This window comes from Myxococcales bacterium, from assembly GCA_016699535.1.
GTDB lineage: Bacteria > Myxococcota_A > Polyangia > Polyangiales.
In genome coordinates, this window is sequence record CP064980.1 from 1,164,147 (window position 1) to 1,189,887 (window position 25,741).

General features: G+C 50.5%; 26 protein-coding genes and 1 pseudogene. 12 read left to right on the forward strand and 15 right to left on the reverse strand.

The features are described 5' to 3' along the window. Positions 1 to 103 precede the first annotated feature (103 nt). The 4 genes from IPJ88_05500 (at position 104) to IPJ88_05515 (ending at position 2,574) form a co-directional block, all read left to right on the forward strand. Positions 104 to 1,057: a methyltransferase domain-containing protein gene (locus IPJ88_05500; protein QQR91189.1), complete on the forward strand. Its 954-nt coding sequence runs from the start codon at positions 104 to 106 to the stop codon at positions 1,055 to 1,057. Positions 1,058 to 1,114: 57 nt separating this feature from the next. Beyond that, complete coding sequence (locus IPJ88_05505) at positions 1,115 to 1,345, forward strand: hypothetical protein (GenBank protein ID QQR91190.1); 231 nt, start codon at positions 1,115 to 1,117, stop codon at positions 1,343 to 1,345. A gap of 23 nt (positions 1,346 to 1,368) precedes the next feature. Continuing rightward, positions 1,369 to 1,668, forward strand: coding sequence for a hypothetical protein (locus tag IPJ88_05510; protein QQR91191.1), 300 nt, complete (start codon positions 1,369 to 1,371; stop codon positions 1,666 to 1,668). Positions 1,669 to 2,148: 480 nt separating this feature from the next. After that, positions 2,149 to 2,574, forward strand: a complete 426-nt coding sequence (locus IPJ88_05515; GenBank protein ID QQR91192.1) for a hypothetical protein — start codon at positions 2,149 to 2,151, stop codon at positions 2,572 to 2,574. Between the two features lie 107 nt (positions 2,575 to 2,681). On the opposite strand, the gene nhaA is transcribed toward IPJ88_05515, so the two are convergent. Further along, positions 2,682 to 4,073, reverse strand: a complete 1,392-nt coding sequence (gene nhaA, locus IPJ88_05520) for a Na+/H+ antiporter NhaA (protein QQR91969.1) — start codon at positions 4,071 to 4,073, stop codon at positions 2,682 to 2,684. A gap of 229 nt (positions 4,074 to 4,302) precedes the next feature. Between nhaA and IPJ88_05525 the strand changes: the two genes are divergently transcribed. Then, positions 4,303 to 5,022 carry an O-methyltransferase gene (locus IPJ88_05525; GenBank protein QQR91193.1) on the forward strand — a complete coding sequence of 240 codons (720 nt, stop codon included), beginning with the start codon at positions 4,303 to 4,305 and terminating at the stop codon, positions 5,020 to 5,022. A gap of 4 nt (positions 5,023 to 5,026) precedes the next feature. Here the strand turns inward: IPJ88_05525 and IPJ88_05530 are convergent, their stop codons facing one another. From IPJ88_05530 to radC, 9 genes and pseudogenes are all read right to left on the reverse strand, one after another. Then, positions 5,027 to 5,404 carry a PIN domain-containing protein gene (locus IPJ88_05530; GenBank protein QQR91194.1) on the reverse strand — a complete coding sequence of 126 codons (378 nt, stop codon included), beginning with the start codon at positions 5,402 to 5,404 and terminating at the stop codon, positions 5,027 to 5,029. Further along, the gene (locus tag IPJ88_05535; GenBank protein ID QQR91195.1) at positions 5,394 to 5,630 is read right to left on the reverse strand and encodes a ribbon-helix-helix protein, CopG family; all 237 of its coding nucleotides are present in this window, start codon (positions 5,628 to 5,630) and stop codon (positions 5,394 to 5,396) included. The genes IPJ88_05530 and IPJ88_05535 overlap by 11 nt, the downstream gene beginning before the upstream one ends. Before the next feature lie 393 nt (positions 5,631 to 6,023). Beyond that, complete coding sequence (locus IPJ88_05540; GenBank protein ID QQR91196.1) at positions 6,024 to 6,146, reverse strand: hypothetical protein; 123 nt, start codon at positions 6,144 to 6,146, stop codon at positions 6,024 to 6,026. After that, a complete protein-coding gene (locus IPJ88_05545) occupies positions 6,089 to 6,574 on the reverse strand; it encodes a KH domain-containing protein (protein ID QQR91197.1) in 486 nt (161 codons plus the stop codon). The genes IPJ88_05540 and IPJ88_05545 overlap by 58 nt, the downstream gene beginning before the upstream one ends. After that, positions 6,546 to 8,201, reverse strand: a complete 1,656-nt coding sequence (gene yidC / locus IPJ88_05550; GenBank protein ID QQR91198.1) for a membrane protein insertase YidC — start codon at positions 8,199 to 8,201, stop codon at positions 6,546 to 6,548. Before yidC ends, IPJ88_05545 begins: the two co-directional genes overlap by 29 nt. 8 nt (positions 8,202 to 8,209) lie before the next feature. After that, positions 8,210 to 8,431, reverse strand: a complete 222-nt coding sequence (yidD, locus tag IPJ88_05555; GenBank protein ID QQR91199.1) for a membrane protein insertion efficiency factor YidD — start codon at positions 8,429 to 8,431, stop codon at positions 8,210 to 8,212. A gap of 133 nt (positions 8,432 to 8,564) precedes the next feature. After that, positions 8,565 to 8,825 (reverse strand): annotated as a pseudogene (gene rnpA, locus IPJ88_05560) (ribonuclease P protein component). 29 nt (positions 8,826 to 8,854) lie between these two features. Further along, positions 8,855 to 9,004 (reverse strand): 50S ribosomal protein L34, encoded by a 150-nt coding sequence (rpmH, locus tag IPJ88_05565; protein ID QQR91200.1) that lies wholly within the window; start codon positions 9,002 to 9,004, stop codon positions 8,855 to 8,857. A gap of 158 nt (positions 9,005 to 9,162) precedes the next feature. Then, complete coding sequence (radC, locus tag IPJ88_05570) at positions 9,163 to 9,960, reverse strand: DNA repair protein RadC (protein QQR91201.1); 798 nt, start codon at positions 9,958 to 9,960, stop codon at positions 9,163 to 9,165. Positions 9,961 to 10,464: 504 nt separating this feature from the next. On the opposite strand from radC, the gene IPJ88_05575 reads away from it, so the two are divergent. Beyond that, a complete protein-coding gene (locus IPJ88_05575; GenBank protein QQR91202.1) occupies positions 10,465 to 11,409 on the forward strand; it encodes a hypothetical protein in 945 nt (314 codons plus the stop codon). Between the two features lie 25 nt (positions 11,410 to 11,434). Here IPJ88_05575 and IPJ88_05580 read toward each other — a convergent pair whose 3' ends face one another. The 3 genes from IPJ88_05580 to IPJ88_05590 are packed head-to-tail and all read right to left on the reverse strand — an operon-like array spanning position 11,435 to position 14,831. Next, positions 11,435 to 12,949: a DnaJ domain-containing protein gene (locus IPJ88_05580; GenBank protein ID QQR91203.1), complete on the reverse strand. Its 1,515-nt coding sequence runs from the start codon at positions 12,947 to 12,949 to the stop codon at positions 11,435 to 11,437. Between the two features lie 7 nt (positions 12,950 to 12,956). Further along, entirely contained in the window at positions 12,957 to 14,453 is a 1,497-nt protein-coding gene (locus IPJ88_05585; GenBank protein QQR91204.1) for a cysteine--tRNA ligase, read from the reverse strand. A 3-nt stretch (positions 14,454 to 14,456) separates the two neighbouring features. Further along, the gene (locus IPJ88_05590) at positions 14,457 to 14,831 is read right to left on the reverse strand and encodes a PilZ domain-containing protein (GenBank protein QQR91205.1); all 375 of its coding nucleotides are present in this window, start codon (positions 14,829 to 14,831) and stop codon (positions 14,457 to 14,459) included. A 59-nt stretch (positions 14,832 to 14,890) separates the two neighbouring features. On the opposite strand from IPJ88_05590, the gene ttcA reads away from it, so the two are divergent. From ttcA to IPJ88_05615, 5 genes are all read left to right on the forward strand, one after another. Continuing rightward, positions 14,891 to 15,736, forward strand: coding sequence for a tRNA 2-thiocytidine(32) synthetase TtcA (gene ttcA / locus IPJ88_05595; protein QQR91206.1), 846 nt, complete (start codon positions 14,891 to 14,893; stop codon positions 15,734 to 15,736). 54 nt (positions 15,737 to 15,790) lie between these two features. Further along, entirely contained in the window at positions 15,791 to 16,402 is a 612-nt protein-coding gene (locus IPJ88_05600) for a hypothetical protein (GenBank protein ID QQR91207.1), read from the forward strand. A 285-nt stretch (positions 16,403 to 16,687) separates the two neighbouring features. Beyond that, positions 16,688 to 17,332, forward strand: a complete 645-nt coding sequence (locus tag IPJ88_05605; GenBank protein QQR91208.1) for a hypothetical protein — start codon at positions 16,688 to 16,690, stop codon at positions 17,330 to 17,332. A 174-nt stretch (positions 17,333 to 17,506) separates the two neighbouring features. Then, a complete protein-coding gene (locus tag IPJ88_05610; protein QQR91209.1) occupies positions 17,507 to 20,857 on the forward strand; it encodes a hypothetical protein in 3,351 nt (1,116 codons plus the stop codon). A gap of 199 nt (positions 20,858 to 21,056) precedes the next feature. Further along, positions 21,057 to 21,821, forward strand: coding sequence for a hypothetical protein (locus IPJ88_05615; protein ID QQR91210.1), 765 nt, complete (start codon positions 21,057 to 21,059; stop codon positions 21,819 to 21,821). A 29-nt stretch (positions 21,822 to 21,850) separates the two neighbouring features. Here the strand turns inward: IPJ88_05615 and hflX are convergent, their stop codons facing one another. Further along, the gene (hflX, locus tag IPJ88_05620; GenBank protein QQR91970.1) at positions 21,851 to 23,524 is read right to left on the reverse strand and encodes a GTPase HflX; all 1,674 of its coding nucleotides are present in this window, start codon (positions 23,522 to 23,524) and stop codon (positions 21,851 to 21,853) included. 305 nt (positions 23,525 to 23,829) lie between these two features. Between hflX and IPJ88_05625 the strand changes: the two genes are divergently transcribed. Beyond that, positions 23,830 to 24,537 (forward strand): hypothetical protein, encoded by a 708-nt coding sequence (locus tag IPJ88_05625; GenBank protein QQR91211.1) that lies wholly within the window; start codon positions 23,830 to 23,832, stop codon positions 24,535 to 24,537. Positions 24,538 to 24,566: 29 nt separating this feature from the next. Here the strand turns inward: IPJ88_05625 and nagZ are convergent, their stop codons facing one another. After that, entirely contained in the window at positions 24,567 to 25,646 is a 1,080-nt protein-coding gene (gene nagZ, locus IPJ88_05630) for a beta-N-acetylhexosaminidase (GenBank protein QQR91212.1), read from the reverse strand. Positions 25,647 to 25,741: the final 95 nt, after the last annotated feature.

Sequence of the window (25,741 nt, forward strand, 5' to 3'; positions counted from 1 at the left end):
AAGGCTTTCGCGTTTTTGCGTGTGATGCTCTAGGCTAGGTCCTGTACTAAAGCTTTCCAGGCCTCCATTATCCTTTTGCGCTTAAGGTCATAAATACTCAACCATGCTTCAGCACATAAGGCCTTTTTGTTTTTGGGCTCAACACCTCGATGCTATTAACCAAGAGCGTCTCCCCGACTTTCTACATGCAAACCGAAGCACGGTTGAAGGAATTGTGCAAACATGCCAACGACAAAGAAAGCATTGGGATCGCGACGCTCAGGAATTGCTTCGCAACGAATCTGAGCTATTATTGCAATCGTTTCGGAACACGCAACCAACTTCCGGGCGCGAAAGCGTTGAGCGCAGGCTTGATGCAATCATACAAACACAAGCCACTGAAATCATGGAGTTGCCTGGGCTTGCTCTGAGTTTCAAGGTTTTTTTAGTCAACCAACTGGAAAGAGTGAACCGTCAGACAGGCGCATACGTTGCGTGGGCCCGCAAAATTGACGCGCTGCTTTGCTCAACGCCCGAAGCTCAGGTCTACGAGTTGGCTTCGGGTGGTGGTGGTTTTTGCCGGCATTTGCTCAAAAGTCACGATAAAGCGCACGCGCTTCGCGTCACCGGCTCGGACTACGATCAAGACTTTGTCGATCTCGCGCAAGCAAAGTGTAGGGCGAACGATTCACAGTTGCGTTTTGAGAACAGGGATGCCACGCAATTGTGGGATATTCATGATGTTGACCTTTTTGTGTGCGCGCAGGCTGCGCACCACATGAATGCTGGTGATATTGTTGCCATGATCCATACAGCTCTTCGAGCAAAACAAGGTATACTAATTATTGATTTGCTGCGAAGTCTCACTGGCGCGCTCGAAGCGGCTTGCGCCGTGGCCTTGTTGAGCCCACTCACACCGGTGTTTTGGGATGGCTTTCAGTCCGTGCGACGCGGCTTTTTGCCTTCGGAGCTGACGCTGCTTGCTACCTTGGCTGGTGCGCAAAATATTGTGACGGAACCCCTAGGGCCCGTGCATTTTTCTTTACACGCCAAGGGGCAAGCTGAGGCAGCTTTTTGAGCGGATTGTCAAACACGTTGGCAGTTTCGGTGGAGCGGGTTAGGTTGGCCTATAACGATGATTCACTATTACAATAACGAAATGCAGACTCGCTGGGATCATGGTGAGTTTAAGGTTCAACTCATCAAAGCCGGTAGCACTACCCCTATCGGGTTTTGTGACGGCACTCCCGACGATCTCGCTGAGCTTCGATCGATTGCCGAAGGTGAGGATTCCTTCGACATGCAGATCACTAAAAAGCTCCTGAAGACCGGCCGCGAAATTTGGACCTTGGGCGAGGCGCACTGACTCTGTTTTCGCACACGATTGAGATGACACAATCGAGCACCGTTTATATCTATACCGATGCCAGTTTTAGCAAAACTCACGGCTTGGCTGCTCTGGGATGGATAGTGTTTCGCAATGAGGCGGAACGGGAGACTGGCGATCCGTCTTCAGGCGCGATTCAAACCGTGCTCGTGGCAGAAAAAAACAATATCCGAGCAGAGCTGCGGGCGGTCAATCTGGCTCTTGCTGAGCTCCACTGGCTAAGTGGGCATACGCCTAAAGTGGGCAGATCAATCGATCAGAACAACTTCTCTCTAATCGATAGAGCCGTACGAAAAGCCTAAGAGAGCACTGCCTGCTGCGAACAAACTGCCCGTAACCAAGTCCGGTGCATAAGGGGCTGTTTGGGCGGAGGGGTCCTGCTCCTGGGCTTTCAAGAACCGAACACTCGGCGTTATCGAAAAGCAGATTCTATCTTTTGCTTGCATCGGTGCGCTCAGGGCTGATGCCCATCCGCAGGATCCCTCCGCCCAAACGGCGTTCCTTTATCTTCTCGTCGGCTTTCCGGGGCTTTCTGTTGAAAAGCATTGATAAGAACAGGTGGCGCTTGATAATTTGGCATAAAAATGAGCATAAACTTGCCAATACTGGCTTAATTTTCTAAAAAAAATGCCAACTCTGGCATGTGGGGGCAAATCTTTTATGTATTGGTTTCACGATGGATTGAGTAAATTCCTCGACTATGGTGGCCGAAAAACACAGATTGCTTGTTAATAAATCTGGGCGGCAGACGTTGTGTATAAAACAGCCTGAGGAGGAATTGCATGGCCGCCAAAAAACGCCTTCACATTGTCTCACCCTGCCCGATCGAGCTCAATGTCTCAGAAGATAAACAAAATCGATACTGTGGTCATTGCTCGACAGTAGTGCACAATCTTTCTGCTTACACCGAAGCGCAAGCACAAGATCTTTTGGCTACAGGCGCGGTGAAGTGCGCAACGTATCGAGTGAGCTCAAAAGGCGTGCCGCTGTTTCGCGCATCCAACGGGGGCGTAGGGGGAGCATTGGCAGCCGCGCTTATTTTTGCAGCAGCATGCGATCAAACATCATGTTCAGAGCCTATGGTGAGGGGTGAGCTTGTGGCAGAACCCATCGACAACACCGATGACTCTCGACGCTCCGAACAAGACATCACACAAACTGATTTGACAGAAGCAAAAACGCAAAGAGGAAAAATAAAGGTTGAGTAACAGCGAGAAAATAATTTGAGCTACGCAGGTACACCGCTCAACGGCAAAGCGCTTTCACCTCCGGTGAAAAAGGGAATGAGGCTGTCGATCTAAAAAAATCGCGGTGTCTATCTTAAGTTTTTGACATTATTTCTTAAAGACCGGGATCCTGGATCGCTTGTCGAAGGAAGAAATCTGAGCCATGCGTAGCCGGTTAAACCTGCAAATACCGACGCTGTCATGACACCGAGTTTGGCTTCCGCTAACAACGCTGCCGGGGTGAAGGCCAAGGCGGAAATAAACAAAGCCATGGTGAAGCCTACTCCTGCGAGCAAACCTGCGCCCAAAAGGTGGACTAGTGTTACGCCCTTTGGAAGTTCTGCCACACCCAAGCGTATCGCTATCCATGCGCTGACAAACACACCCAATGGTTTGCCTAACACAAGGCCGAAAAAGACGCCTAAGGTGATCTTGCTGCTAAAAGCATCTCCAAGACTTAAATGCAAAGGAACGCCAGCATTGGCCAGCGCGAAGATCGGAAGAACAATAAAGGTGACGGGTACTGCAAGCACCGTTTCTAGTCGCTGCAAAGGCGAAATAGCGAAATCGACGGTACGTTTCATTTCGATAAAAACCTGATGTTGCTTTGCGGTGTTGAGATCACGATCTTTTGGCTTGCCATGTTCAACAAGCTCCGCCAGATGCCCGCGAATATTCCTTAGAAATTCAGTTCCATTGAGTCGCGTCTGAGCCGGTATTGTAAACGCCATCAGAATTGCTGCCACCGTGGCATGCACACCCGACTGCACAAAAGCTAGCCAGCTCATGAGGCCTAGAACAAGATAAAACATCGTCGAGCGAAGCTGAAGTCGGTTTGCAATTAGGGAAATCACGAGGATCACGCCGCCAAGAAACAGACTCAACAAAGCCACGTTGTCGGTGTAAAAAACCGCAATCACCAGCACCGCACCGATGTCATCGACGATCGCTAGTGCTGTCAGAAATACTTTCAGAGATTTCGGTACGTGATCGCCGAGCAAAGCCACCACGCCAAGCGCAAAAGCGATGTCGGTGGCCATCGGTATGCCCCAGCCTCCCATGCTTTTGGAGCCGAAGTTAATCGCCGCGTAAATCAGGGCCGGAAACACCATACCACCAAGGGCACCCACTGCAGGAAGCGCAGCTTGTTTGAGTGTCGATAGCTCACCTACGCGAACCTCGCGCTTAATTTCCAAGCCGACAAAAAAGAAGAAGATGCCCATCAAGCCGTCGTTGATCCAATGCTGCAGCGACTTCTCGAGCAAAGCGTCTCCGAAACGGATCGCAATAGAGGTATGCAAGAGATGCTCAAAAGCCGGTGCAAGTGGGCTATTTGCGAGCAGCACCGCGATAACCGCTGCTGCAAGCAGCAATAACGCGCCTGCAAGATTATGCTGGAACAAGGACTGCAGTGGCAACAAGACTTTGTCCAGTGGTCTCGGAGGCGGAAGCGTTGGGCGCTCGCCTTCCTGCACAACCATCAAATCGTTTTCATTTTTTTTATCTTCAACTGCCATGACCAGATACTCTTAGAAGCTCCATTACATTTAGGCAATGGTGTAATACACACTCGATGCAAACGGATGGCTCAATTCAGATAAAAAGGGAGTTTTTGCACTGGTACCATTAGCACTGCGACTGTCTGATCTTCATCACCAGAGCCGGGAAGGCTTGATTGTTTATCGGTGTTGGCTTTTGCTATATTGACCCATGACTGATCATTCAAACCGTCCGCAAGATAATCCTCAAAACCAAACGGATCCGAATCATCTACTGATCTCGAAACCGGTTAATGCTTATCTTGAATCGCTTTTTTCAGAGCAAAAGTTTCGTTCTGGATCGATTGCAGCTGCACTTGAGGAGATGGAGCGCTTAGCTTCCGAAAAAGGTTTTCCGATTATAGGTCCGTTGGTGGGTCCGTCTCTTCGATCGCTTGCGCTTATGATTGGCGCAAACCGCATCTTTGAGTTTGGTAGTGGCTTTGGTTATTCGGCGCTATGGTTTGCTTCGGCCTTGGAGCACGAGGGGCAAGTGATTTGCACTGAAGGGGATGCCGACAATGTGCGTATGGCTGAAACTTTTCTAAAGAAAGCTGAATTGTGGCAGCGCATTGAGTATCATCAGGCTTGGGCGCAAGATGTTTTCAAAGAGCAGCAGGGCGAGTTTGATATCATCTATAACGATGCTGATAAGGGTGATTACCCAGAGATTTGGGAGCTTGCTCAACATAAACTACGCAAAGGTGGCTTGTACATTGCCGACAATTGTTTGTGGGCCGGCCGCGTTGCTCTGGATCAAGTAAGCAGCGATCCTGTCCCTGGTTGGACCGACGCCATCAAGGCTCACAACCAAGCCGTTGTAAGTCACCCCAACTTTGACACCTTCATGAACCCCGCCCGCGACGGCGTCCTCGTTGCTCGCAGACGATGAATGACTAAAGAGAATACGGCACATGAACAAACGCATGCTCATCGGGAGAAAAATCTTTTGTGTTTCGCGTTGCTAGTGCAAGGCCATAGTGAGTGGCCACCGCAGCTTGCAGAGCGTCGGGCAGTTTCCATTTATAGATGCGTCTTAAGGTAGCTCCCAAATCAGCAATGGCAGTATCAATCGGAATCAAAGCAATCTCATTCAATAGGGATTTTGCTTTTGACAGTGCTGGCTCAGTAAAACCAGAGAGCACTTCAGCGCGGGTAGTGGCTGATATGGCCATCCGATCGGCGTTCTGTATGATAAATTGAGTTGCGGGATCAATACCGTTGAAGTGATCAATTAAAATCACAGAATCAAGCAGGACTCCCTCACCATTCATCACGAATGCTCTGTTGATAGGCCAGACCGTCTCCCTTGGTCCACAAACCTTTGGTGCTCATCAGTTGTTTTTCAAACGAGGGTTTATCCAAAGTCGGCTTGCGGCGAAGTGTGCGAAGCGCAATGCGGATAAGTTCAGCCATCGATACCCCCCGGCGTGCCGATTCCCTATCAAGCCAAGCCTTATCCTCTTCTTCCAATGAAACAATAGCCCGAACCTTCTTCATGATATCACTAAGTCAAATTATCGCCCATATTTCTATCAATTCCGGGCGTGTCGGGGCTGTGGAAACTATTCGATCTGCTTTGCAGTGAATGCGAAGGGCGACTCTCTCAGCTCGAGAAATCGGAGCGTTGAACCTTAGTGTTCTTACAGATCCGTTACGGGATTTTTTTGCGAGGCGGTCTTGAGTGGCGTTCTATGGGGCTTGTGCGTATGAGCATCTGCCCAGAGCGCTGTAGGATGAAAAATTGTTGAGAAAAGTTTGGACTATGCGTTGGCCCAGTAGTCTTGAAAGCTCAGGAGCACAAGCCCCATAGAACGCTCTAGCGAGCAATAGAGTAATTAAAAAAACGCCAGCTTATTTGGAAGCTGGCGTTTTGATTTGAGCCCAAACTTTCTAGTCGCGGCCGGAGGGGATGATTTGGATGCGGCGGCCGGAGCCTTGTCCATCGGAGCGGGTTTTTACGCCGGGGAACTTAGCCAACGATAGATGCACGACACGTCTGTCGCGTGGAGACATCGGCTCGAGCGTAACCACCGAGCCTTTTTCAGAGCGCGCTTGGCTTGGCGTTTGGCCATCGAAGCGAGGCCTTGATCGTGCCTGTCACGGTAGTCGCCGGAATCAAGTACCACGTGACGTCGGCCTTCTGGAAAACGGTTAACAATTTTGTTAACCAAAAACTGAAGCGCATCCAGCGTCTGACCTTTGCGGCCAATGGCACGTCCGGTATCTTCACCTGATATATCAAGCACCACGCGATCGTCATCGTCGCGAATACTGACTTCGGCTTCAAGTTCCATGCGTTCGAGGATTTCGCCCAGCGCTTCAAGTGCTTGTTCCGCCTTGCCGTCGCCAGGTTGTCCAGGTTTGCCTAAACCTTCATCGTCTTCAAAATCATCATCGACAATTAGTGCGCCATCAAGTGCGGGCTGTTTTTGTTCTACCACGACGGGACCTCCTATTATTAGGTTTCGCTTTTTTCACTTGGTCCGAGTCTTTATCGGCCTCGTGTAAAGGTTTGTTTTGACTCCCCGCTTCACTGGGAGCCTCTGCGAGCGCTGCATGCTCAAAGTATTTTTGCTGCGCGATGCTAAGAACGCTGTTGGTTAAGATGTAAAGACATAGGCCTGAGGGCAAAAAGAGCATGAAGCCCATCATCATCAGAGGCATCATGTACATCATCATTTTGGCTTGCGCTGGATCCATCGCTGAAGGTGTGAGCTTCTGTTGGAAATACATGAGTGCACCGAGTGCAACAGGCAAAACAAAGAAAGGATCCGGTGCCGATAAATCCTGCCACCACAAAGCAAAATTAGCGTGGTAAAGTTGGACGTTCGTCGAAAGTGAAGTGTAAAGAGCCCACCACACGGGAAGCTGCAGGAGCTGCGGCAAACACCCACCTAATGGATTGATTTTCTGTTTGCGGTACAGCTCCATGGTAGCAGCGCCGCGTTTTTCTTTGTCGTCTTTGTAGAGTTCGGTCAGCTTATCAAGCTCAGGCTTAAGCAAGCGCATGCGCGCCATCGATTTAAAGCTCTTGGCCGTAAGCGGAAACAACAAAAGCTTTACGAACAAAGTGAGCAAGATGATGGCAAAACCCCAGTTGGGTACTACCGAATGAATGCTGCTAAGCAGACGCGTCAAATAGCCTGCCAGTTGTGAGAAAAAACCAAGATCGATCACCTTGGGCATGCCATGTCCAGCCGCGCGCAGGGCTTCGGGTGTTTTCGGCCCAAGGTAAGCCATAGTGCGGTAGATGACGGTTTCACCGGGAGCAAGCTTGTGTTTAGGATAATCAAGATAGGCTTCGAAGAGCGAGCCGTGGGGTTTATCTTTTGTGCCGCCACGATCGGAAGAAACTAAGTCGCAGTGCCTAGCGTCAGGGTCGGTGGGAGCCAAAGCGTTAACAAAGTAGACGTTTTCGGTCGCGACAAAGCGAACTTTGCCTTTGTAGCTATGTTTTTTTAGCAGCTCTTTGCGATCTTCACGCTCAACTTTGCCATTCACCGAGCATACGGCATGACTTAGATTCGGAGAGCGCGATGCGATAAAGCCACCGGATTCGTCCTTGCGTGGAATGTAGTGATAGCTACCGAGACGCAGGCTGATTGTTTTTTCTTCCTGGCTAAAGTTGCTGACGCGAAGGGTGGACCAAAGTTGGTAGGGGGATTTTCCAGCCTCGATTTTGCGTGCGACGAGTATATGGTCTTGTTCGTACTGAAAACGAACGCTGCGATCGGAAAGCTGCTTGACTTGCCAGGCTGGTTTTTCTGGCCATTCGACGCCTTTTAGTTCAAAGCGCAAAGGAAGATAGCTGGGTTTGTCGGTGGTGATGATATCGATGGCTTTGCCATCTTTTTTGTAACGCTCATCGCGCAAAGAAAAATGCTTGAGCGCGCTCGTGTCTCGGTCAAGTTCAGCCTCGTAGCTCGGCGCACTGATTCGCAAAGCTGGCGAGGGGTTTTGTGCTTCAATGGATGGCTGCTCTTTTGCCGCGCTCTGCGCCGCGGCAGTTGTGCCAAAGAGCATTGAAAGTACGAAAATAAGAGGAGCAAAAAACGTAGAACGAATCACAAACATACTTACCTAACTCGATGAGGGGGTGGGTCAAAACCGCCGGCCGCAAAAGGGTGACAGCGGCAAATGCGTTTGATGCCAAGCCAAGAGCCTTTGGCGGCGCCGAATTCATGAATGCAACTGGCAGTGTAGTGTGAGCAGGAGGGTTCGAATCGGCAGGCTGCTCCCAAAAGGGGACTCAATGTCCATTGATAAAGTCGTATCAAAGCCAGCAAGACATACTTCATAAAGCAGCCTTCTTTGCTTCTTGTTTGGCCCTGATTCGCTTGGCAGCAAGGAGTAGTTCTCGGCAAACCTGTAGGCTGCCGAGTTCGGCGCTGCTACGGCGGGAGATACAACAATGTCACAGTGGCTAGGAATCATGGTTTTGTTTTGCCGAAACGCTTCTCGAAGGACACGTTTGATTCGGTTTCGGACAACAGCAACACCCAGGCGTTTGCTTGCGGTGATGCCGAGGCGCGCATAAGGAAAAGATGAAGGAAGAATAAGCCAGGTATAGTTTTGCGTTTTTACCCGAAAGCCGTGTTCTTGAATAGCTTTGTACTCGCCTCGTTTGAGGATGCGTACATAAGCCGGAAAACGATGTGGCTTATCTTCCTTATGTTGCTCGCGGTTGTGCATGGTGCCGCGATGCCCTCCGCAGCCTAAATCTACTTCTTGTAGACGGATGCTGACAGAGATTGTCGGCCTTTACGGCGACGTGAATTAATAACTCTGCGACCGTTGGCGGTTTTCATACGAGCACGGAAACCGTGTGTGCGCAGCCGGCGCTTGCGATGAGGTTGATAAGTACGTTTCACGATGCTTCTCCAAAGTCGAAAGGCAAAGCCAATCGAGCCTAAATCCATTAGAAATGTGAACGGCGCAGAAAAGCACAGGGCCTGGACCCTGTCAAGGCTGTCTCTCAGCAGCCGAAAGCTGTTTTGGCATTAAAAGTGCTGTTTTAATGACAACTTAGTCATTTTTTTGTTGATTTTTTGCCACTGTTGGCAAGTGTGTTGAAAATGCGCTTTTGGCCATCCTGGGCGACTAGCAGCATTTTCTGGTCATTAAAGCTGAAATAGCCTTCGGAGCCAATGATAATATGGTCCACCAGGCTGATGCCAAGCAGCGCTCCGGCCTTTTCAACCTGATGGGTGAATTGCTCATCTTCAGGACTGGGTTTTGGATCGCCACTTGGGTGGTTGTGCACGAGCAATACCGCTGAGGCTCCTTCGCTAAGCACCGGCCGAAACACATCGGCTGGGCGCAAGGAGCAGCTACTTAGGCCTCCAATCGCAACGGGCAGCTCGCGTTTCAGGCGCAGACGCGTATCGAGGCACAGAGCAAGCAGGTGCTCCTGTTGCAAATGCGCAAGGCGCGGACGCAGATGCTGATCGACAGCGGCGCTGCTGTTTAGCACTGGGTCACTGTCGGGATTGGCGTGGTTTGCGCGGCTGCCCAACTCAAACGCAGCGAGCAATCGTGAGGCTTTGGCGGATCCGATGCCTGGTTTTTTCGATAGCTGTTTCGGGTCCAGTCCGCGAATATGCCGCAGGCTTGGAAATTCATTGAGCAGTTCGGTTGCCAAGGCTGCCACGTTTTTCTGTGCGGAGCCGGTGCCAAGGATAAGCGCGATGAGTTCGCTGTTGCTTAGTGCGCTTGCGCCGATACGCAAAAGGCGTTCACGCGCATCAAGGCTATGCTTTGTAGGTTTTCGGGACACACCTGCCTGCCATGCAATAAAACAGCCATGACTGCTCGCTGTGTTTTTCATGACTTAGCGGAGCTTGATGGCGAGATTGCCGGACTCGCAAAGCGTCCGCCACCGTACCTGGACCGTTGGTAACTCTGGCCCAGAGTCACAAACAAGGTAATAGACAAAGAGGCGCAATGCTCAAAAAACGCAGGGACTGACCAGCCATGTACCTTTGCCGCGTACCAGATCAGTCGGTGACACTTGTCCGGAGTCTTGAAGCAGCTATCCAAGCACAGAAGCAAAGCTAGAAGACATGGCTTTTGGCGAGGTTTCCGTAGGTTCGAGCGCCCCCACAGGGGCGACAACGATTATACCTTGGTATTTGAGGAGGAGTCCCGAGGAGGTAAGCCGAACCTACGGAAACCTCGCCAAAAGTGCTCGAAGGAAGCAGGGACTGACCAGCCATGTACCTTTGCCGCCGGCGCGTTTTTTGCGGTGTGCTCGCAAATAGGGATGCGTGTTGGGAGCGTTTTGGGTTCTTGTTTGGGTAAAACACAGCAGATTTCGCATCTATGACTTGGAATGCTTTTTGCAGCATTGCGACAGGTGCGAATTTGGGGCGTGATAACAGGCATCGTTTTGTGGGCTGGGTGCGGGCTTGGGCAAATTGGTGTGCCTGGCGATTCCAGCGAAGCAAACACAAATTCTTCAGGGATCAGCTCAAGTGACGATGCAGCCTTTTCGGATGCTGGGACGATGGGCACCGGTACTACGGACACAGGCCAAGGTAGCAGCCCTGGTAACGACCCCAATGATCCCTGCGGCAATGCATGGTTTTGCGATGACTTTGAAAACGCTAGCAGTGGCGGAGCCCCGGACTCGCCTTGGCAGAGCGAACTAGTGCAGAGCACTATTTCTATTGATTCAGCGCAAAGCTACAGCGGAAGCCAATCGGTTCATGTGAAGACATCTTCGAATCAAAGCTACACGCGCGGATTGATTCGTTTCGAAGATAACGCGGTGTTGCCTGTAGCGGGCAATCATTTTTTTGCGCGAGCGATGATGTACATCAAAGCTGTGCCAGACGCTTATGTGCATTGGACACTCGTTGAAGCGGCAGGTCCTGTTGAAAACGAGAACTTTAGTGCACGTTATCGTTTTGGTGGACAAAATTATAAACGCTTTTTAGCGAACTACTGGACTGAACCTACCAATGTAGCGAATACCGATTGCTGGCAGCATTCCGATGACATGATTGTTGAAGGACAGTGGCAATGTTTTGAATGGGAGTTTGACGGTCCAAACAATCGCGAGCAAATGTGGGTCAACGGCCAAGCTGTCAACAATATGAATGTGCAGGACCACGGGCAAGGCTGTCTTAGCAATGACCTGGGCGGGCAATGGCTAGCGCCGCAATTTACTACCCTTAGTATCGGGTGGGGACACTATCAACAAAGTAACATGTCGCATGAACTTTGGATCGATGATGTGGTGATCTCTGGGCAAGCGATTGGCTGTCCTGAATAAGAAGTTTATTGGCAAGCAAAGAGCATTAATGATCGGATGGCTTTTTAAAAAGCTTGGAAAACACGCTTGCGCGACTTGATTTTTGTCCTTCAGGCACCATGGATTTGCGCATGGATGCGATACGCAGTTCACGCGCCGCATCCACGTTTCTTGGATTAATTTTAGCTACGACTTTGAACAACTGAAGTGCTTCAGCGTTCTTGCCTTGTTGTTTGAAGATAAGAGCCTTGTAAAAATTGGCCTTTTCGTGGCGTGGGTTGATGCTTAACGTTTTAGCAAAATGAGACAAAATTTCGTCGTAGGGAATGTCTTCATTTTTGGCGTTGAGTTGATACAAGGCCCAGCCGTAAAAGGTGTGTCCGTCGGGATCGTTAGGCGCGAGTCGCACTGCTTGCTTGGCGTGCTCCAACGCTTCTGTATAGTTGCGTTGCTGCAGAAGCATCGCGGCAGTTTGGATCTCCGATGCCGCCTCCACAAGATCCATCATGCGCTTTTGTTCAGCAGGTGATCCTGCTCCACTATTGACTAGTTCGATGTAGTCTTGACGAGCTTTGTCATTCGCAAGGGCTTTTTGCGCGTCGGTAAGCGCTTTAAACACTTCGCGTACCATGCTGCGAAGTGGATCCATTGTTTTGGGCAGTTTATCGGGATGCCACTTTTTGGCCTGACTCATGTATGCATGGCTCACCGCAGCACTGTCGGCTTCCATCGAAAGTCCGAGCAACTGAAAATGGTTCATTTCAGCTAAATGCTCGTAAGTGTGAACGATGTTTTTCCACAGGCCTTGTTCATCACTACTTAATCCTGTGGGCATCTCGGGGATGGATTTCTTTGGAACGATGTTGGGTTTAGCCGCGGGTGAAGCCGTTTTCTGAGCCGCCTGCTTGGCTGCGGTTTTTTCTTTGGGTTCCTCGGGCGGCATGATCACCGTGTTTGTCGTTACGCTTAACACCTGCGATGGTGTGGCTTTAGCGAGATCGAGCACTTTGGTAATGCCTAACATATACAGAAGTTGCTCAGCACGTAATTTGGATACAGCACCGTGATTGATAACCACATCGTACGGTGTTGATAGTTTTTCAAAACTGTGAAGAAAGCTAATGTCGGATTGATCCAGGCCGAACTCTGAAGCATCGGGCAAGTTCTTTAGTCGAATCAGGCATTGGCGAAGTTTTGCCGTGACACCAGGCATGGCTGGGCTGCGACGACCTTTGCGCAAACCTTCACTCAGTACCGCGATAGGAGAAAGGTCTCCAACAAAATTGGCGGCATGTGAAATCATGTAGTGGTTTTCAAAAAAGCTATAGCTTGAGTTCACTTTGGGCAAGAGATCAATTAAGCCAGTTTCGAAACTTTCTGGATCATTCGAGAAGCTTGCTGCTTTGAGTCGGCCTTGTTCGATCCAGATGAGCTCTTCATGTCCGTCTTCGCGGACGACAAGTGTACCTGTGATCTTTTGCTGCCATACGTAAACTAAGACGTGCGCAAAAGGTGTTTTACGAAAATTCCCCTGGACGGTGGGTGTGGGTGCTCCCGTCATAAGTAATTTATATCATACGCCATTCGGTGCCGTAAGGTGTATCGCATAACTCGACGCCCATAGCTGTAAGTTGATCTCGGATACCATCGGATGCGGCGTAGTCTTTAGCGGCACGAGCTGCATTTCGTTTTGCGATAAAATCCTCAATTTGATCCTTGCTTAGGCCCGATCGCGTCAGTCGTCTGTCTTGTACACGCCCGAGCCATTGCTCGGCAGCTTCGTTTCCAAGGCCGAGGGCTTTTCCAACGTAGGTGAACCCCTCGATGATGTGCTCAAAGGTGTGTCTGTTGATGGTCGCCTTTTTCTTCTTCAACGAATCGGCAAGCTCGTTGACGTGCTTGAGAAATTCATTGAGTGCTGCAAGTGCAGTGCAGGTGTTCAAATCGTCGTCCAAGCAGGCTTTGATGCGTGGAATGAAATTATCGATGACATCGTGTTTTGGACCATCGCCTGAGCTGAGACGGTTTTCCGGGATGTGGGCGATGCGCTCTTTGCTGCGATAGAGATATTCCAAGCGACGCTCGGCTTCTTCGATAGCAGGAAAAGAAATAACATGACCTTGCTCGTCGGTTTTCCAGTCCAGGTTTAGAGGCGCCCGGTAGTGAATGTTAAGCACAAAGAAACGCACGGCTTCGGGCTCGGCGAATTTAAAAACTTCGCGAATGGTGAAAAAATTGCCCAGGCTTTTGCTCATTTTTTCTTTGGAGACTTCGACAAAGCCGTTGTGCATCCACATGTTGGCAAAAGGCATGCCTGTTGCAGCCTCGCTTTGAGCAATTTCGTTTTCATGATGAGGAAAGACAAGATCAAGTCCGCCGCCATGCAGGTCGAGGGTGTTGCCCAAGTAGTTCATACTCATGGTTGAGCATTCGATGTGCCAACCGGGTCTGCCGTAGCCCCACGGGCTCTGCCATCCGAGTTCGCTTTGTGGACTACTTTTCCAAAGGGCAAAGTCGGCGGGGTTTTTCTTTTTTACAGCGTCACTTTGCTCAAGTCGACCACTTGCGCCCATGGACATTTGATTGAGTTTGCGTCCTGAAAGCGCGCCGTATTTCTTAAAATGCTCGACGCTAAAATAAACGTCGCCTTCCGAGGCATAGGCAGCTCCTTTGTCGATCAGTGTTTCGATGAGCGTGATGATTTGGGGCATGTGCTCGCTTACCGTGGGTTCGATGTCGGCCGGAGCGTTGCCGAGTTGTTTCATGTCTTGCCAAAAAGCCTCAGTGAAGCGCTGAGCAAGTTTGCCCGGATCTTCGTTGTTCTCTTTGGAACGGTTGATGATCTTGTCGTCAACATCGGTGATATTACGTACGTAAGTGACTTTGATCGCGCTGGTGCGTAAGTGTCGGACAAGCACATCGTAGACAACGTAACAGCGCGCGTGTCCAAGGTGTGCATAGTCGTAGACGGTCGGACCGCAGACGTAAACTTTGGCGTGTCCCGGATCTTGTAGGCTAAGCGCTTCTTTTTTTTTGCTGTAGGTATTGTAAAGACTAAGACTCATAATTCATGATGCTGTGTTTTGCTCGTCGTGTTTGTAATCGATGACTTGAATAAGGTCATACAAAGCGCTGGCTTCTGTTTTACCCATGGGCAGAAAGTTTACCCCAAGGCCTGGGGGCTGTTTGCCGCTGCCGTCCGAGACCCAGCGTATTTCTGCATCAACATTGAAAGGCTCCCAAGAGGTCGGGGTGGAGATGGTGATGGAGACGATGGCGCCAATGCTGGCGCTGTACGACGTAAGGATAAAGGCACCGCCCATGCCCAAGTCAGAAAGCTCGGCTTCAACGGGCGAAGCATCGGTAGCATGCCCAAAACGCAGCTGTACTTTTAGATTGATGGGTTGTCTGCCCTCACGTCTGAAATGTTGGTTGCCGTTCATCGGAGCCTCCGCTATAGGGGACTGTAGCCATTTTGCAACAGTTAACATAACACTTCCCAGTGAAAATTTCAGAATCTTCGATGCAAACTCAGCAAAGTATAGCCCTTCCGAGAAAACAAAGCGTTTTAGAGCGAAGTCTTGCGCGGTCGATGGGCCACTGTATCGCGGACTTTAATCTGATTGAAGCTCAAGACCGGGTGATGGTGTGTTTGAGCGGCGGCAAAGACAGTTATGCTTTGCTTCATCTTTTGGAAAGGGCCCGGCAACGAGCACCCGTTGCTTTTGAGCTCATTGTTGTGCATGTGGATCAAGGCCAGCCCGGTTACGATGGCGAGCCACTTGAGCGTTGGCTTCAAGAGCAGGGCTTTGAGTACCATATATTAAAAGAGGACACTTACTCGGTGGTGATCGATCGGGTCGAGGAAGGCAAGACCTACTGCGCTCTGTGTTCGCGCTTGCGTCGAGGGATTTTGTATACGACTGCAACGAAGCTCGGCTGCACGAAAATCGCGCTCGGGCATCATCGGGACGATACGATTGAAACCTTGCTCCTGAATATGTTTTTTGCCGGTTCGATGCGGGCCATGCCGGCGCGCCTTGTGAGTGATGATCAAAAACACGTGGTGATTCGACCTCTGCTTTATGCAGCTGAGTCGGACATTGCTGCGTTTGCTAAGGAGCAAGCTTTTCCTATTTTGCCTTGCAATTTATGTGGCTCGCAGGACAATTTGCGGCGAGCGCAGATCAAGCGGTGGCTAAAGGAACTTGAGCAGAGCCATCCCGGATTGCGACAAAACATGTTAGCAGCGCTAGGGAATATCAAAGCGGCTCATCTGCTTGATACCCGTATAAAACAAGAAAAAAACATCGTGGCTAAGCCGGGCCACTTGCCAGTGGTGACATGAAATATGGTCAAAAAAAGACAGATTAGTCATCTTTTAGTCAAAAAATCGCCAATTGTGGCATGTTGTGTTTTTGGGCTTCTATCGGCCTGCACACCCCAGGGCGATCCCGCCATCGCGGCGAGCGGTTTTCGCGATGATTTTGAGCGCAGTGAACTGGGTCCTCTGTGGAATAAAACCGGGGGCAACTACAGCTTGGTGGATGGTCAGTTGCGGGTAAGCGGTGCGCGCAATCATCCTTTGTGGTTAAAGCGGCGCCTGCCTCGTGATGTGCGGGTTGAGCTTGACGTGCGCAGTGAGTCCGAACAGGGCGATATCAAGGTCGAGCTGTTTGGAGACGGCAAGTCGCATGCCACTTCCGAGCATTATACGGCAACGAGCTATGTGATCATTTTAGGTGGCTGGAGCAATACCTTGAATGTGATTGCCCGCATGGATGAACATGGCTCCGATCGTGTGGTTGGACTCAAAAAACGCATCGAAATGGGCCAAGTTTATCATTTGCGCGTTGAGCGTAGGGGCGCCCTGGTGAGTGTTTGGCTTGATGGTCAAAAACTCGGGCAAATGCACGACAAACAACCGCTTTTTGGCCGCGGACATGATCATTTTGCCTTCAATAACTGGGGCGTGGAAACATGGTTTGATAACCTACATATCGAGCCACTTTGAAATGTATCCGGTCAGCCCGTGGCGTCTGCAAGGACTTTTTCCGAGGTTTACGTATATTCGGCTTACGTCCTCGGAGCTCGTCCTCATATACTGATGTATAATCGTCCTCGCCCCTGTGAGAGTGTCTGGGGCGGAGTTCCAGCGAAGCGAACTCCGGGGGCCCTAGACCTGCGGAGAATCTACGAAAACCTCGAAAAAAGAATTATCCTTTAGCTTTGTCCTCGTGTTCGTATACTTTTTGTTAACTGCTGACTTTTATAACCGACTGCCCGTGTACCATTTGAAATGAATGTAAAAGAGTTTGAACAAGAGCTGCATGATCTTGAGACGCGAGTGGATCGTCTTAAAGCGCTTTATGAGCAGTGGTTCTCGGGCATGGAGCGACTAGAGCCGACAGTGCCACGAAAAGACGTGGAGCGACGCATGCAGGCCTTGCGGCGTGAGATTCCGCGCAACACCGCCATGCGCTTTCGTTTTCAGCAACTGCTTCAGAAGTACACAACCTACGGCATCTACTGGAAACGGGTTGCCAGGCAAATTGAAGAAGGCACCTATCGGCGTGATTTGCTTAGGGCGCGACGTCGCCGTGAGCAAATGCGGCAGACGCATGAAAGCGGCTCGGTTTCGTCTCCTGCGCCGGTGATGGAGCTCGATGAGGACGATATCGATATTGATGCGATTTTTGATGAGATTACTGGGGTGGGCGATGATGTGCAGAGTGATGCACGTGCGACCAATCGACCACCTCCGGCTCGAGCGAAAGTAGCTTCGCAACCGATCCCGCCGCCCCCTCCAGCCAAAGCTGTGGCGCGATCGCACCGACCGAAACCGCCGCCTCCGCCTCCACCTTTGCCCAATTTGCGAGGATCTCGTTCGGATTTCAAGGTAGAGTTTGACGAAGCCCCTACAAATCCACCGCCAAAAAAGTGACGCCTAAGATTTGGGGCATCGATTAGCGTTCCGAGCAAGTGTAGTGGACCGCTAGAATTTAAAGGCGGAGAGTTTAATCCGCAAATTAGTTTCTGCCGGTGCTTTTATGCCATAAAGTAGCTCACGCGCTGAATCGTTTGCGCGTTTGGTAAAATTTACCCCGAGGAAATGACTATGCAACAGAGTGTCGTACCTTTCGTTTATCTTCCACGTTTTACGCGTCGACATGTCGCGACGGCCTTATTCTATTCGTTGGTGCTGACAGCTACTCTTGGCGTGCTTGGTAGCAGCAGCTTGGCTTCTGCCCAATGTTTCAATGGCACACCGGATGGCGATGTGCATGCCAGTGAGGAGTGCGATGACGGGAACTTTAGTACGGGGGATGGCTGCGATAATCAGTGTCTGATTGAGTCTGGCTTTGTATGCAAGGCGCCGATTGATTTTACCGGTGGGGTGAGCACGGAAGAGTACTACAGCGGAAGTACTGCCGTATGGACCATGTTGGATCGCTACTCTGCGACGCAAGGTACCAACACCACAAACCCAACCATTGGTCTTGTGGGAACCGAGGCCAAGGGCGTCACCTACGTGATCGATATTGAAGTGCAAACGACTTCGGATGATGATTTTATCGGCTTTGTCCTTGGTTTCAATCCTGGCGATACGAGCAATGCCAGTGCGGATTACTTGTTTGTTGACTGGAAGCAAGCGAATCAAAACATTGGAGGCGGTACGGCGCTCGCAGGGTTGGCTTTAAATCATGTGACTGGGATTCCAAGTGGGCCCAATGATTTTTGGTTGCATGGTGATGGAATTGGTATCGATGTCGACGAAATAGCGCGGGGCGCCACCCTAAGCGCGACGGGCTGGTCTGATAACACCGTTCATACTTTTGCAATTACCTATACGGATGTGCTTCTCGATATCTCTGTTGATGGTGTCACGCAGTTTAGTGGCGCTCCTGGGGATTTTGGACTGAGCAGTTTTCCCGATGGACAAATTGGTTTTTATGGATTTTCTCAAGAAGCGGTGAACTACACCGTGATTACTCCGCGCGCGTCGGTGTGTAATGAAATACCAACGGTGACGGCGAGCGATGTTGAGGTATGGACTGCGACCACTGGCCCCAATGCCTATTTTGATGTGGATATTATCTCCTTGGCCAATCCAAGCGATCCGGACATGGATGGTTTGGCTGAACCTGCTGTGGCAAGTCAGCCCGTGAATGCGACTGTCGTGGATCCTTTAGGCGGTGCTCCTTCTGGTTACGTGCGCATTACGCCCAATGACGACACCGTTGCAGCGGACTATGTGTTTGACGTGGATTTGTGTGACAACGATCCGGACGTAGTGGGTTGCGCGACGGTGCAAGTCACGGTGCATTATAACGATGACCCCACGATTGGGGTACAGTCGGATGCGGTGCTACCAACGACGAGCGCTACGATTTTGCTTGATGACATCAAAAACGATGCAGGTTCATCACAGGGCACCGTATCACAAGGTTGGGATGACTCTTCCTTCACGGTAGCCACCACTGAAAACGGGAGCTACAGCACAAGCGTTGCTTCAGCGTTGGGTGGGACTTGCGCTATCGATATTAATGGCGACTTTGAGTATACGGCCCCAGGTAGCAGTTTTGAGGGCCAAAACGACAGTTGTTGGGTGCAGCTTTGTGAAGCCGTGCCGGGCCCAACGGGTGCACCAAGTGCGGATCGCGCCTGCGGCAAAGCAGAGTTTACTTTCCTGGTGGCGGAGTGTTTAACCGATGTGCAATGCGATGCGACAGCGCCGGTGTGTAGCAGCAATGCTTGCACGGGTTGTTCGGCTAACGCGGATTGCAGTGCTTATTCAAGTCTGCTTGCATGTAACACGAACTCCGGGGAATGTGTTGAATGCAATACTACGGAAGACAGTTTGTGTACGGGTCTGTCCGCTTGTAACCCCACTACCTTTATGTGCGAAGGGGATGCAGACGGTGACGGTGTAGCGGACTCGCTTGATGCCGATCGCGATAACGACGGTACGCCAAACAGTGTTGAAGGTACTGCCGATAGCGACGGTGATGGCATCACGGACGATTACGATTTGGATTCGGATAACGACGGTATTCCGGATTTGATTGAAAATGGTGGCAGCTCACTTGATGTCGACCAAGATGGTCGTATTGATGGTGCGGATCAGCCAGGCTTCGATGCAGATGGCGATGGTTTGGCAGCAGTGGTTGATGTCGACGATGGCGATAGTGGCAATACGACTTCCACATTGCCGGTCGCGGATACTGACAATGATACGACACCGGATGTGTTGGATCTGGATTCCGATGCCGATGGCGTGTTTGATGTTGTGGAAGCTGGCGGGACCGATGTCGGAGCTGGCCTCATTGCCAATCCCATTACCGATGCGAACGGTGATGGCTGGCACGATCCAACCCAAAACGATCCTTTGTCATTGCCAGACTGGGATGAAAACGACATTCCTAACTTCCAAGACAACGATGATGATGGCGATGGTGTTCCGACGGCCGATGAGCTTGGTTCTGGCGGTGCAGCAAGTCCTCGCAACACGGATGGGGACGGTATGCCAGATTACCGTGACACGGATGATGACGGTGATGGTCTGACTACAGCGGATGAGCTTGGAGCTGGCGGCGCAAGTGATCCTTTGGATAGCGACGGAGACAATACGCCTGACTATCTTGATGCGGATGATGATGGCGATGGTATTCCGACTGTTGATGAACTCGGGGCTGGTGGTGCATCAAATCCACAGGACAGCGATGGCGATGGAACGCCGGACTATCTGGATACGGACGATGATGGTGATGGTGTCCCCACAGCAGATGAGCTCGGCTCGGGTGGAGCAGCGAATCCACGGGATAGTGATGGCGACGGAACACCTGACTATCTGGATACGGACGATGATGGTGACGGCATGCCTACCAGTGCTGAGCTTGGCTCTGGAGGTGCTGCGAATCCACAAGACAGCGATGGCGATGGAACGCCCGATTATCTGGATAGTGATGACGATGGTGATGGTGTGCCGAGCTCTGATGAATACGGTCCAGGCGGTGCGGCCGATCCACAAGACACTGACGGTGACGGAACGCCCGACTATCTGGATACGGACGATGATGGCGATAGTGTGCCGACCAGTGAAGAAATTGGAAACGGCTCATCACCCCGTGATAGCGATGGCGACGGCATACCGGATTATTTAGATACTGACGATGACAACGACGGGGTGCTGACAATCATTGAAGCGTCGCTGGACAACAGCGACATCGATGGCGATGGACTTGCGAACTGGCTTGACGTCGATAGCGATGGCGATGGCATTCTCGATGGCAATGAAGCGCTCGATCTGAACGGTGATGGCATTCCAGATTTCGCGACTGCTGGCGGAGTCGGAGGCGGAGCCGCATGCGCGATCGGTGCACGAGACACTGACACCTTTGCCAGTCGGAGCATGCTGTTCGTACTGCTCGGCGCTGTGTTGTTCTGGCGCAGACGTCGTTACAGTTAAGTACTAGTAAGTATTGAAAGGCCACTGAAGACACCCGGAAGCATTTGTTTTCGGGTGTTTTTTTATGCTTTGCCGCAAGTATGCGTATTGCAAGGCAATTAAATTTATTGACCGTTTGACCCTAAAGAAAACAACGAAACCGTCGATATAATTAATTACAGCATCTGCTCTGTGAGCAACTTCATAGCGAGAGTATGAGATGTATAAATCTGTTCGGATATCTGTTTTAGTAGGCTGCGTAAACGCGCTGCTTAGCTGCACAGTTCCTACGGATGGCTCTACTTCAGTCGACAGGACCCTCAGTGTTTCTGTAAGCACCTCGTCCAGTAGCGAAACGACAGACAACTTAGAGGATCGCGATGAGGATGCCTTGATTGATGAGAGTGAATATGACGCAGAGACCGACGAGGATTGTGACGAGGACGGCGATTTTGATCGCAATGATTGCAATGATTCTCTTCCGGATTTGATTGATGATTTTGAGGATGGTGGAGAGGAATGGACGATTCAGACGGTATCTGGGTCGGTGGACTTTTCGAGCAGTCCCGATCTACAGAGCAATGCAGCTCTATTTAGCACGGAGGCTGGGGTATGCAGTCATGCCATGATGTGGCGTGAGGTTGATGTTCGGCTGAGGAATGCCGCGCTAGTGTTTGAAGCGTCTGGAAATCTCAGCGAGGGTTCACGCCAATTCGGTGAGCTCGAGGCTTTTCTTGTTACGGTGGATCCTGATGAATATGGCTCGTATATGAATACGGGTATTTCTGTTACCGCTTTGACAGAAGTGGGTACCTACAAAGTGTGCATACCCGAAGCGATGCGAGACCGAAGCGTGCAAGTCATGTTTCGCACCCGCGCAGTTGGTGATTGCACCAATTTTCCGGAACTTAGTACGGCTGTTGACGACGTCCGTTTCTCGAAAGACGCAGCAGATTGCGAATGCGATTTTGGTTGTGAGTTCTAAGCTTGGCGAACACTATTTTAATTTGGTGCTCAATGATTTTCTACTGGATTACTCGGATCGAGTGTCGAGAGTTGTTGCAAGATGAGTCGGCTTTTGAGTAGTTCAAGTAATGGAAGCAGTGAGCCAAGTATCAGCGCAGAAACGACGACCGTTTCCGTTCGCTGTTGTAAAGCACCAATCTCAGTGTCGGTCAATTGATCTGATTTGTTGTAGACCATGATGCGCGGCGTTTGGTCGATACCGAGTTCAGAAAGAAGTTTTTCTGTGGTTTCGATATGTTGGTCTTGAGAGGGATCCGAGGCATCAATAACATGTAAAATAAGGTCAGCATCAATGGCTTCCTCAAAGGTGGCTCGGAAAGCCGCCCATAGGTCTTTCGGTAGATTTCGAATAAAACCAACCGTGTCGGTGATGATGATTTCTTTTTCTTCGGGAAAACGCAGTCGGCGTGAACGTGTATCCAGGGTGGCGAAAAGTTTGTTTTCAGCGCGAACGTCGCTATGTGTAAGCGCGTTAAGTAAGGTGCTTTTTCCAGCGTTGGTATAGCCCACAATCGCGACAATGGGGATGCCATGCTTTTGTCGTTTGCTCCGTCTTTGGATGCGTTGCTTTCCCAGTTGTTTGAGTTGCTTTTCGAGTCGACTGATTCGCTCGTATGCACGGCGACGGCCGATTTCAAGCTTGGTTTCGCCTGGTCCACGGCCTCCGATGCCGCCAGTAAGCCTTGAAAGCGCGTCATCTCGCGTTCCGAGGCGTGGGAGCAAGTAGCGCATTTGAGCCAGTTCAACTTGAAGTTTACCGTCTCTGCTTTGAGCATGCTGGGCAAAAACATCGAGGATGAGTTGGCTGCGATCGAGAATTTTTAAGTCGGATACGGCTGAGATGGCGGAGGCTTGATTGGGATTGAGATTGCAGTCAAAGATAAGTACTTCGACATCCAGTTGCATCGCTCGAAGAATTACGTCCTCAAGTTTGCCTTTCCCGAGTACATATTTGGGGTCTTTACGATCGCGTATCTGAACGATGGTATCAGCTACGTCGACCCCCGCAGTGCGTGCGAGTTCTTTGAGTTCCTGAAGCGATTCGTGGACGTGGGAAGCATGTGTTTTATCGCTGACATGCACTAAAATCGCACGACCGTCTTTGGCTTGGATATGCCTGATGCGACTTGCCCGGGTGTATTCTGCTTCAAGCGCGGTGATTATTTGGGCGGGATTACAGTCGAGGCGTCCGTAGGGTGTGGGTCCGAATTTTCTGAAGGGTTCCTCGCTACTGTCTTCCGGAACTGGAATGCAGTGCGCGTAGTGAATTTTTGATGGACTCCCGCTGCTTGAAAGAATGATCGCTGCGACTAAATCAAGACGTAGCCGTGTTAAATCAACGAGATCATCGCGTGTAAGCTCTTCACCTCGCAAGTGAGTGTGAACTAATCGCAAAGCTCTAAATCGACCTTGAGCAGCACGCAGGCGGCCAATGTCCGGTAGCATGATTTTAGTTGCATCGCCGACGATGACAAACTCGACCTCGCCTGAGCGGTCGATAAGTACCCCGATTTGTCTGCGCGTTGCGTGCGATACACTACAGAGCAAACTGGTAAGTTCAGGTGTGGTAAGCTGTTCAAACGGCACACGTCGACGATAAAGCCGTTCCAGTGACTTGAGTTGCGTCGGACTTAGTCCATGAGTATTTCCGTAGACCTGCAAGGCAGACGGTTTAGCCTCTTGTTTACGCTTATTCAAGCCTGTTTTTGGGCTTTTTCATTGGATCCATATGATTTGCTTTCTTGAAAGGGAGCGTAAGTAGCTAGCGGGAGGCGTCAGTGGATCTAATATGAAAGCTAAAGGTTGCAGATGATTAAGTGTGGAAACCTTTACCTATCTATAGCTGGCGGGCCTTTTTGATATCACGTGTTTTTTGTATTTATTTTGCTTGTTTGTTGCTGACTTACTGTAGTTTTGGTTTCAGCAAAGATGAGCTAGATCCGGACGCTGGCGTCTTGGATGCCTCGATGGATAGTAGTACGGATGTCGTTACCAACGATGCTGCTATCAATGATGCTTCCACTGATAGTTCACTTTCTCCCGATGCAGGTGATCCGGTGCCGAAGACGCAAACGATTAAAATAGCGACCGATGGCGACGATGGCGAAGTGACCGAAACTTCTTATTATCCGCAAGGAGAAAGCTCTTCAGGAGCAGCCTTTGCTCACCGCATTTTTATGGGAACATGGTCTGGCGAGATGTACTGGGGCTACTTTCGTTTTAAGCTGCAACAAGCTATTTCTGCTCAAGCCAATGTGACAAGCGCCACGATGAAGGGCTATAGTGTAGGAACCGACGGGGTATGGCAGAGCAGCCAAGATTGGTTGGTCATTCATCTCGAAGATTCAGCTAACCCTTCAGCGGTGCAAGGGATTAGTGATGACCCCTATGCCACAGGAGGTCGCTCTCTTTACCCTGGTCTTTCGGTATCTTGGAATGCCAATCACCAATTGCCCTGGCTCGAGGCGCCACAACAACGTTGGGAAACGACTCCTGACTTGAGTGTGTTGATTCAAGCGCTTGTTGACAAATATGGCGGTCTTGCACTGAATGCCTACGTACAGCTTTGGATACGTGGTGGTAATTCGCTTTCAGAACAGGCGCAGGTTGGCGTATGGGACTATGCACAGGGATCGGCTACAGCCGCTGAGCTTACGATTGAATGGACGGAATAAACGTCAAAGTTTGTCTTCTCAGCATGTCTTTATAAGACAGATTCCAACCTTTTTTTTACCTCATTGATCTCTGGCAAGTTCAGGCTCTGCTCTAGGCTTAGCCTGACTTGTTTTTTTTTATGCTGCTTTGTTCGCAGAGTGCTGAATCTGTCCACTGCGGCACGTAATTTGTTTTCAAAAGAAAGAGACTTCTCAGCAGCTTTGCGTAGTCCTTCTTGTGCTTTCAAACGGCTCTGTGGATCCTGACATACAAGCAAGGCATCGCAACCTGCTTCAATAGCGAGCACAGCAGCGTCTGCAATTGAGTGGTTGTTTGAAATTGCTTTCATGTCGAGATCGTCACTGATAATGATTCCATTAAAGCAACAATATTGTCGCGCCAGTGTTGCGAGAATGCTTGGCGAAAGTGTTGCGGGATACTTAGAATCAAGCTCCGGAAATATAATGTGTGCGGTCATGATGGCATCAACCGCAGTGGCCAGAGTTCGAAATGGTTCAAGCTCGATTGCTTTGAGTCGCGTAAGTGAATGCTCGAGCCGAGGCAAGGTTTCATGGCTATCGGAGATGGTATCGCCGTGTCCGGGGAAATGTTTTCCGCAAGACAGTATTCCTGCTTGCCTTAAACCTCTTGCAAATGCACCGCCATGCTCAATCACTTGCTCCGCGTTTTCGCCAAAAGCGCGATCGCCAATGACAGGGTTCTGCGGGTTGGTATGGATATCGAGCACGGGCGCAAAGTCCATCGTGAAACCAAGTGCTCGGAGCTGTGTTCCAAAGATAAATGCGCACCGCTCTGTAAACCCAGGGTCGTTGTATTGAGCAAGTGTACGCATGGCTGGAAGCTGCAGAAACGGAGCGCTAAGGCGGCTTACCCGACCACCTTCTTGATCTACCGAGCTTAGAATTGGTGCGTCCTCGGGAGCGCAGCTATGGGCGTTATGCAGAAGTGATTGTGTTTGCTCCAGATTTTGAATATTTCGCTTGAATAAAATAATGCCGCCCAGACTTTTCGAGTGGATGGCCTCGACGATGTCTTGGGGCAACTCGTTTTCCATGAAGCCGGCAATAAGAACCTGGCCGGCGGCTTGCTGTAGGCTCAGAGAGTTCACGGCTCCATACATAGCCCAGATAGGGGAATTACTGCTAAAAACCAGGTCTAGGTCTCACTTTGGCAAAGAGAGAAAAGTGCGGTAAAGACCAGGCG

Excerpts from the sequence above, each read along its gene's own strand:
- IPJ88_05500 (QQR91189.1), top strand. The coding sequence starts at position 104 with ATGCTTCAGCACATAAGGCCTTTTTGTTTTTGGGCTCAACACCTCGAT.
- IPJ88_05505 (QQR91190.1), top strand. The coding sequence starts at position 1,115 with ATGATTCACTATTACAATAACGAAATGCAGACTCGCTGGGATCATGGT.
- IPJ88_05510 (QQR91191.1), top strand. The coding sequence starts at position 1,369 with ATGACACAATCGAGCACCGTTTATATCTATACCGATGCCAGTTTTAGC.
- IPJ88_05515 (QQR91192.1), top strand. The coding sequence starts at position 2,149 with ATGGCCGCCAAAAAACGCCTTCACATTGTCTCACCCTGCCCGATCGAG.
- nhaA (QQR91969.1), bottom strand. The coding sequence starts at position 4,073 with ATGGTTGTGCAGGAAGGCGAGCGCCCAACGCTTCCGCCTCCGAGACCA.
- IPJ88_05525 (QQR91193.1), top strand. The coding sequence starts at position 4,303 with ATGACTGATCATTCAAACCGTCCGCAAGATAATCCTCAAAACCAAACG.
- IPJ88_05530 (QQR91194.1), bottom strand. The coding sequence starts at position 5,404 with ATGAATGGTGAGGGAGTCCTGCTTGATTCTGTGATTTTAATTGATCAC.
- IPJ88_05535 (QQR91195.1), bottom strand. The coding sequence starts at position 5,630 with ATGAAGAAGGTTCGGGCTATTGTTTCATTGGAAGAAGAGGATAAGGCT.
- IPJ88_05540 (QQR91196.1), bottom strand. The coding sequence starts at position 6,146 with ATGTCTCCACGCGACAGACGTGTCGTGCATCTATCGTTGGCTAAGTTC.
- yidD (QQR91199.1), bottom strand. The coding sequence starts at position 8,431 with ATGAAGTATGTCTTGCTGGCTTTGATACGACTTTATCAATGGACATTG.
- radC (QQR91201.1), bottom strand. The coding sequence starts at position 9,960 with ATGAAAAACACAGCGAGCAGTCATGGCTGTTTTATTGCATGGCAGGCA.
- IPJ88_05575 (QQR91202.1), top strand. The coding sequence starts at position 10,465 with ATGCTTTTTGCAGCATTGCGACAGGTGCGAATTTGGGGCGTGATAACA.
- IPJ88_05580 (QQR91203.1), bottom strand. The coding sequence starts at position 12,949 with ATGACGGGAGCACCCACACCCACCGTCCAGGGGAATTTTCGTAAAACA.
- IPJ88_05585 (QQR91204.1), bottom strand. The coding sequence starts at position 14,453 with ATGAGTCTTAGTCTTTACAATACCTACAGCAAAAAAAAAGAAGCGCTT.
- IPJ88_05590 (QQR91205.1), bottom strand. The coding sequence starts at position 14,831 with ATGAACGGCAACCAACATTTCAGACGTGAGGGCAGACAACCCATCAAT.
- IPJ88_05605 (QQR91208.1), top strand. The coding sequence starts at position 16,688 with ATGAATGTAAAAGAGTTTGAACAAGAGCTGCATGATCTTGAGACGCGA.
- IPJ88_05610 (QQR91209.1), top strand. The coding sequence starts at position 17,507 with ATGCAACAGAGTGTCGTACCTTTCGTTTATCTTCCACGTTTTACGCGT.
- IPJ88_05615 (QQR91210.1), top strand. The coding sequence starts at position 21,057 with ATGTATAAATCTGTTCGGATATCTGTTTTAGTAGGCTGCGTAAACGCG.
- IPJ88_05625 (QQR91211.1), top strand. The coding sequence starts at position 23,830 with ATGGATAGTAGTACGGATGTCGTTACCAACGATGCTGCTATCAATGAT.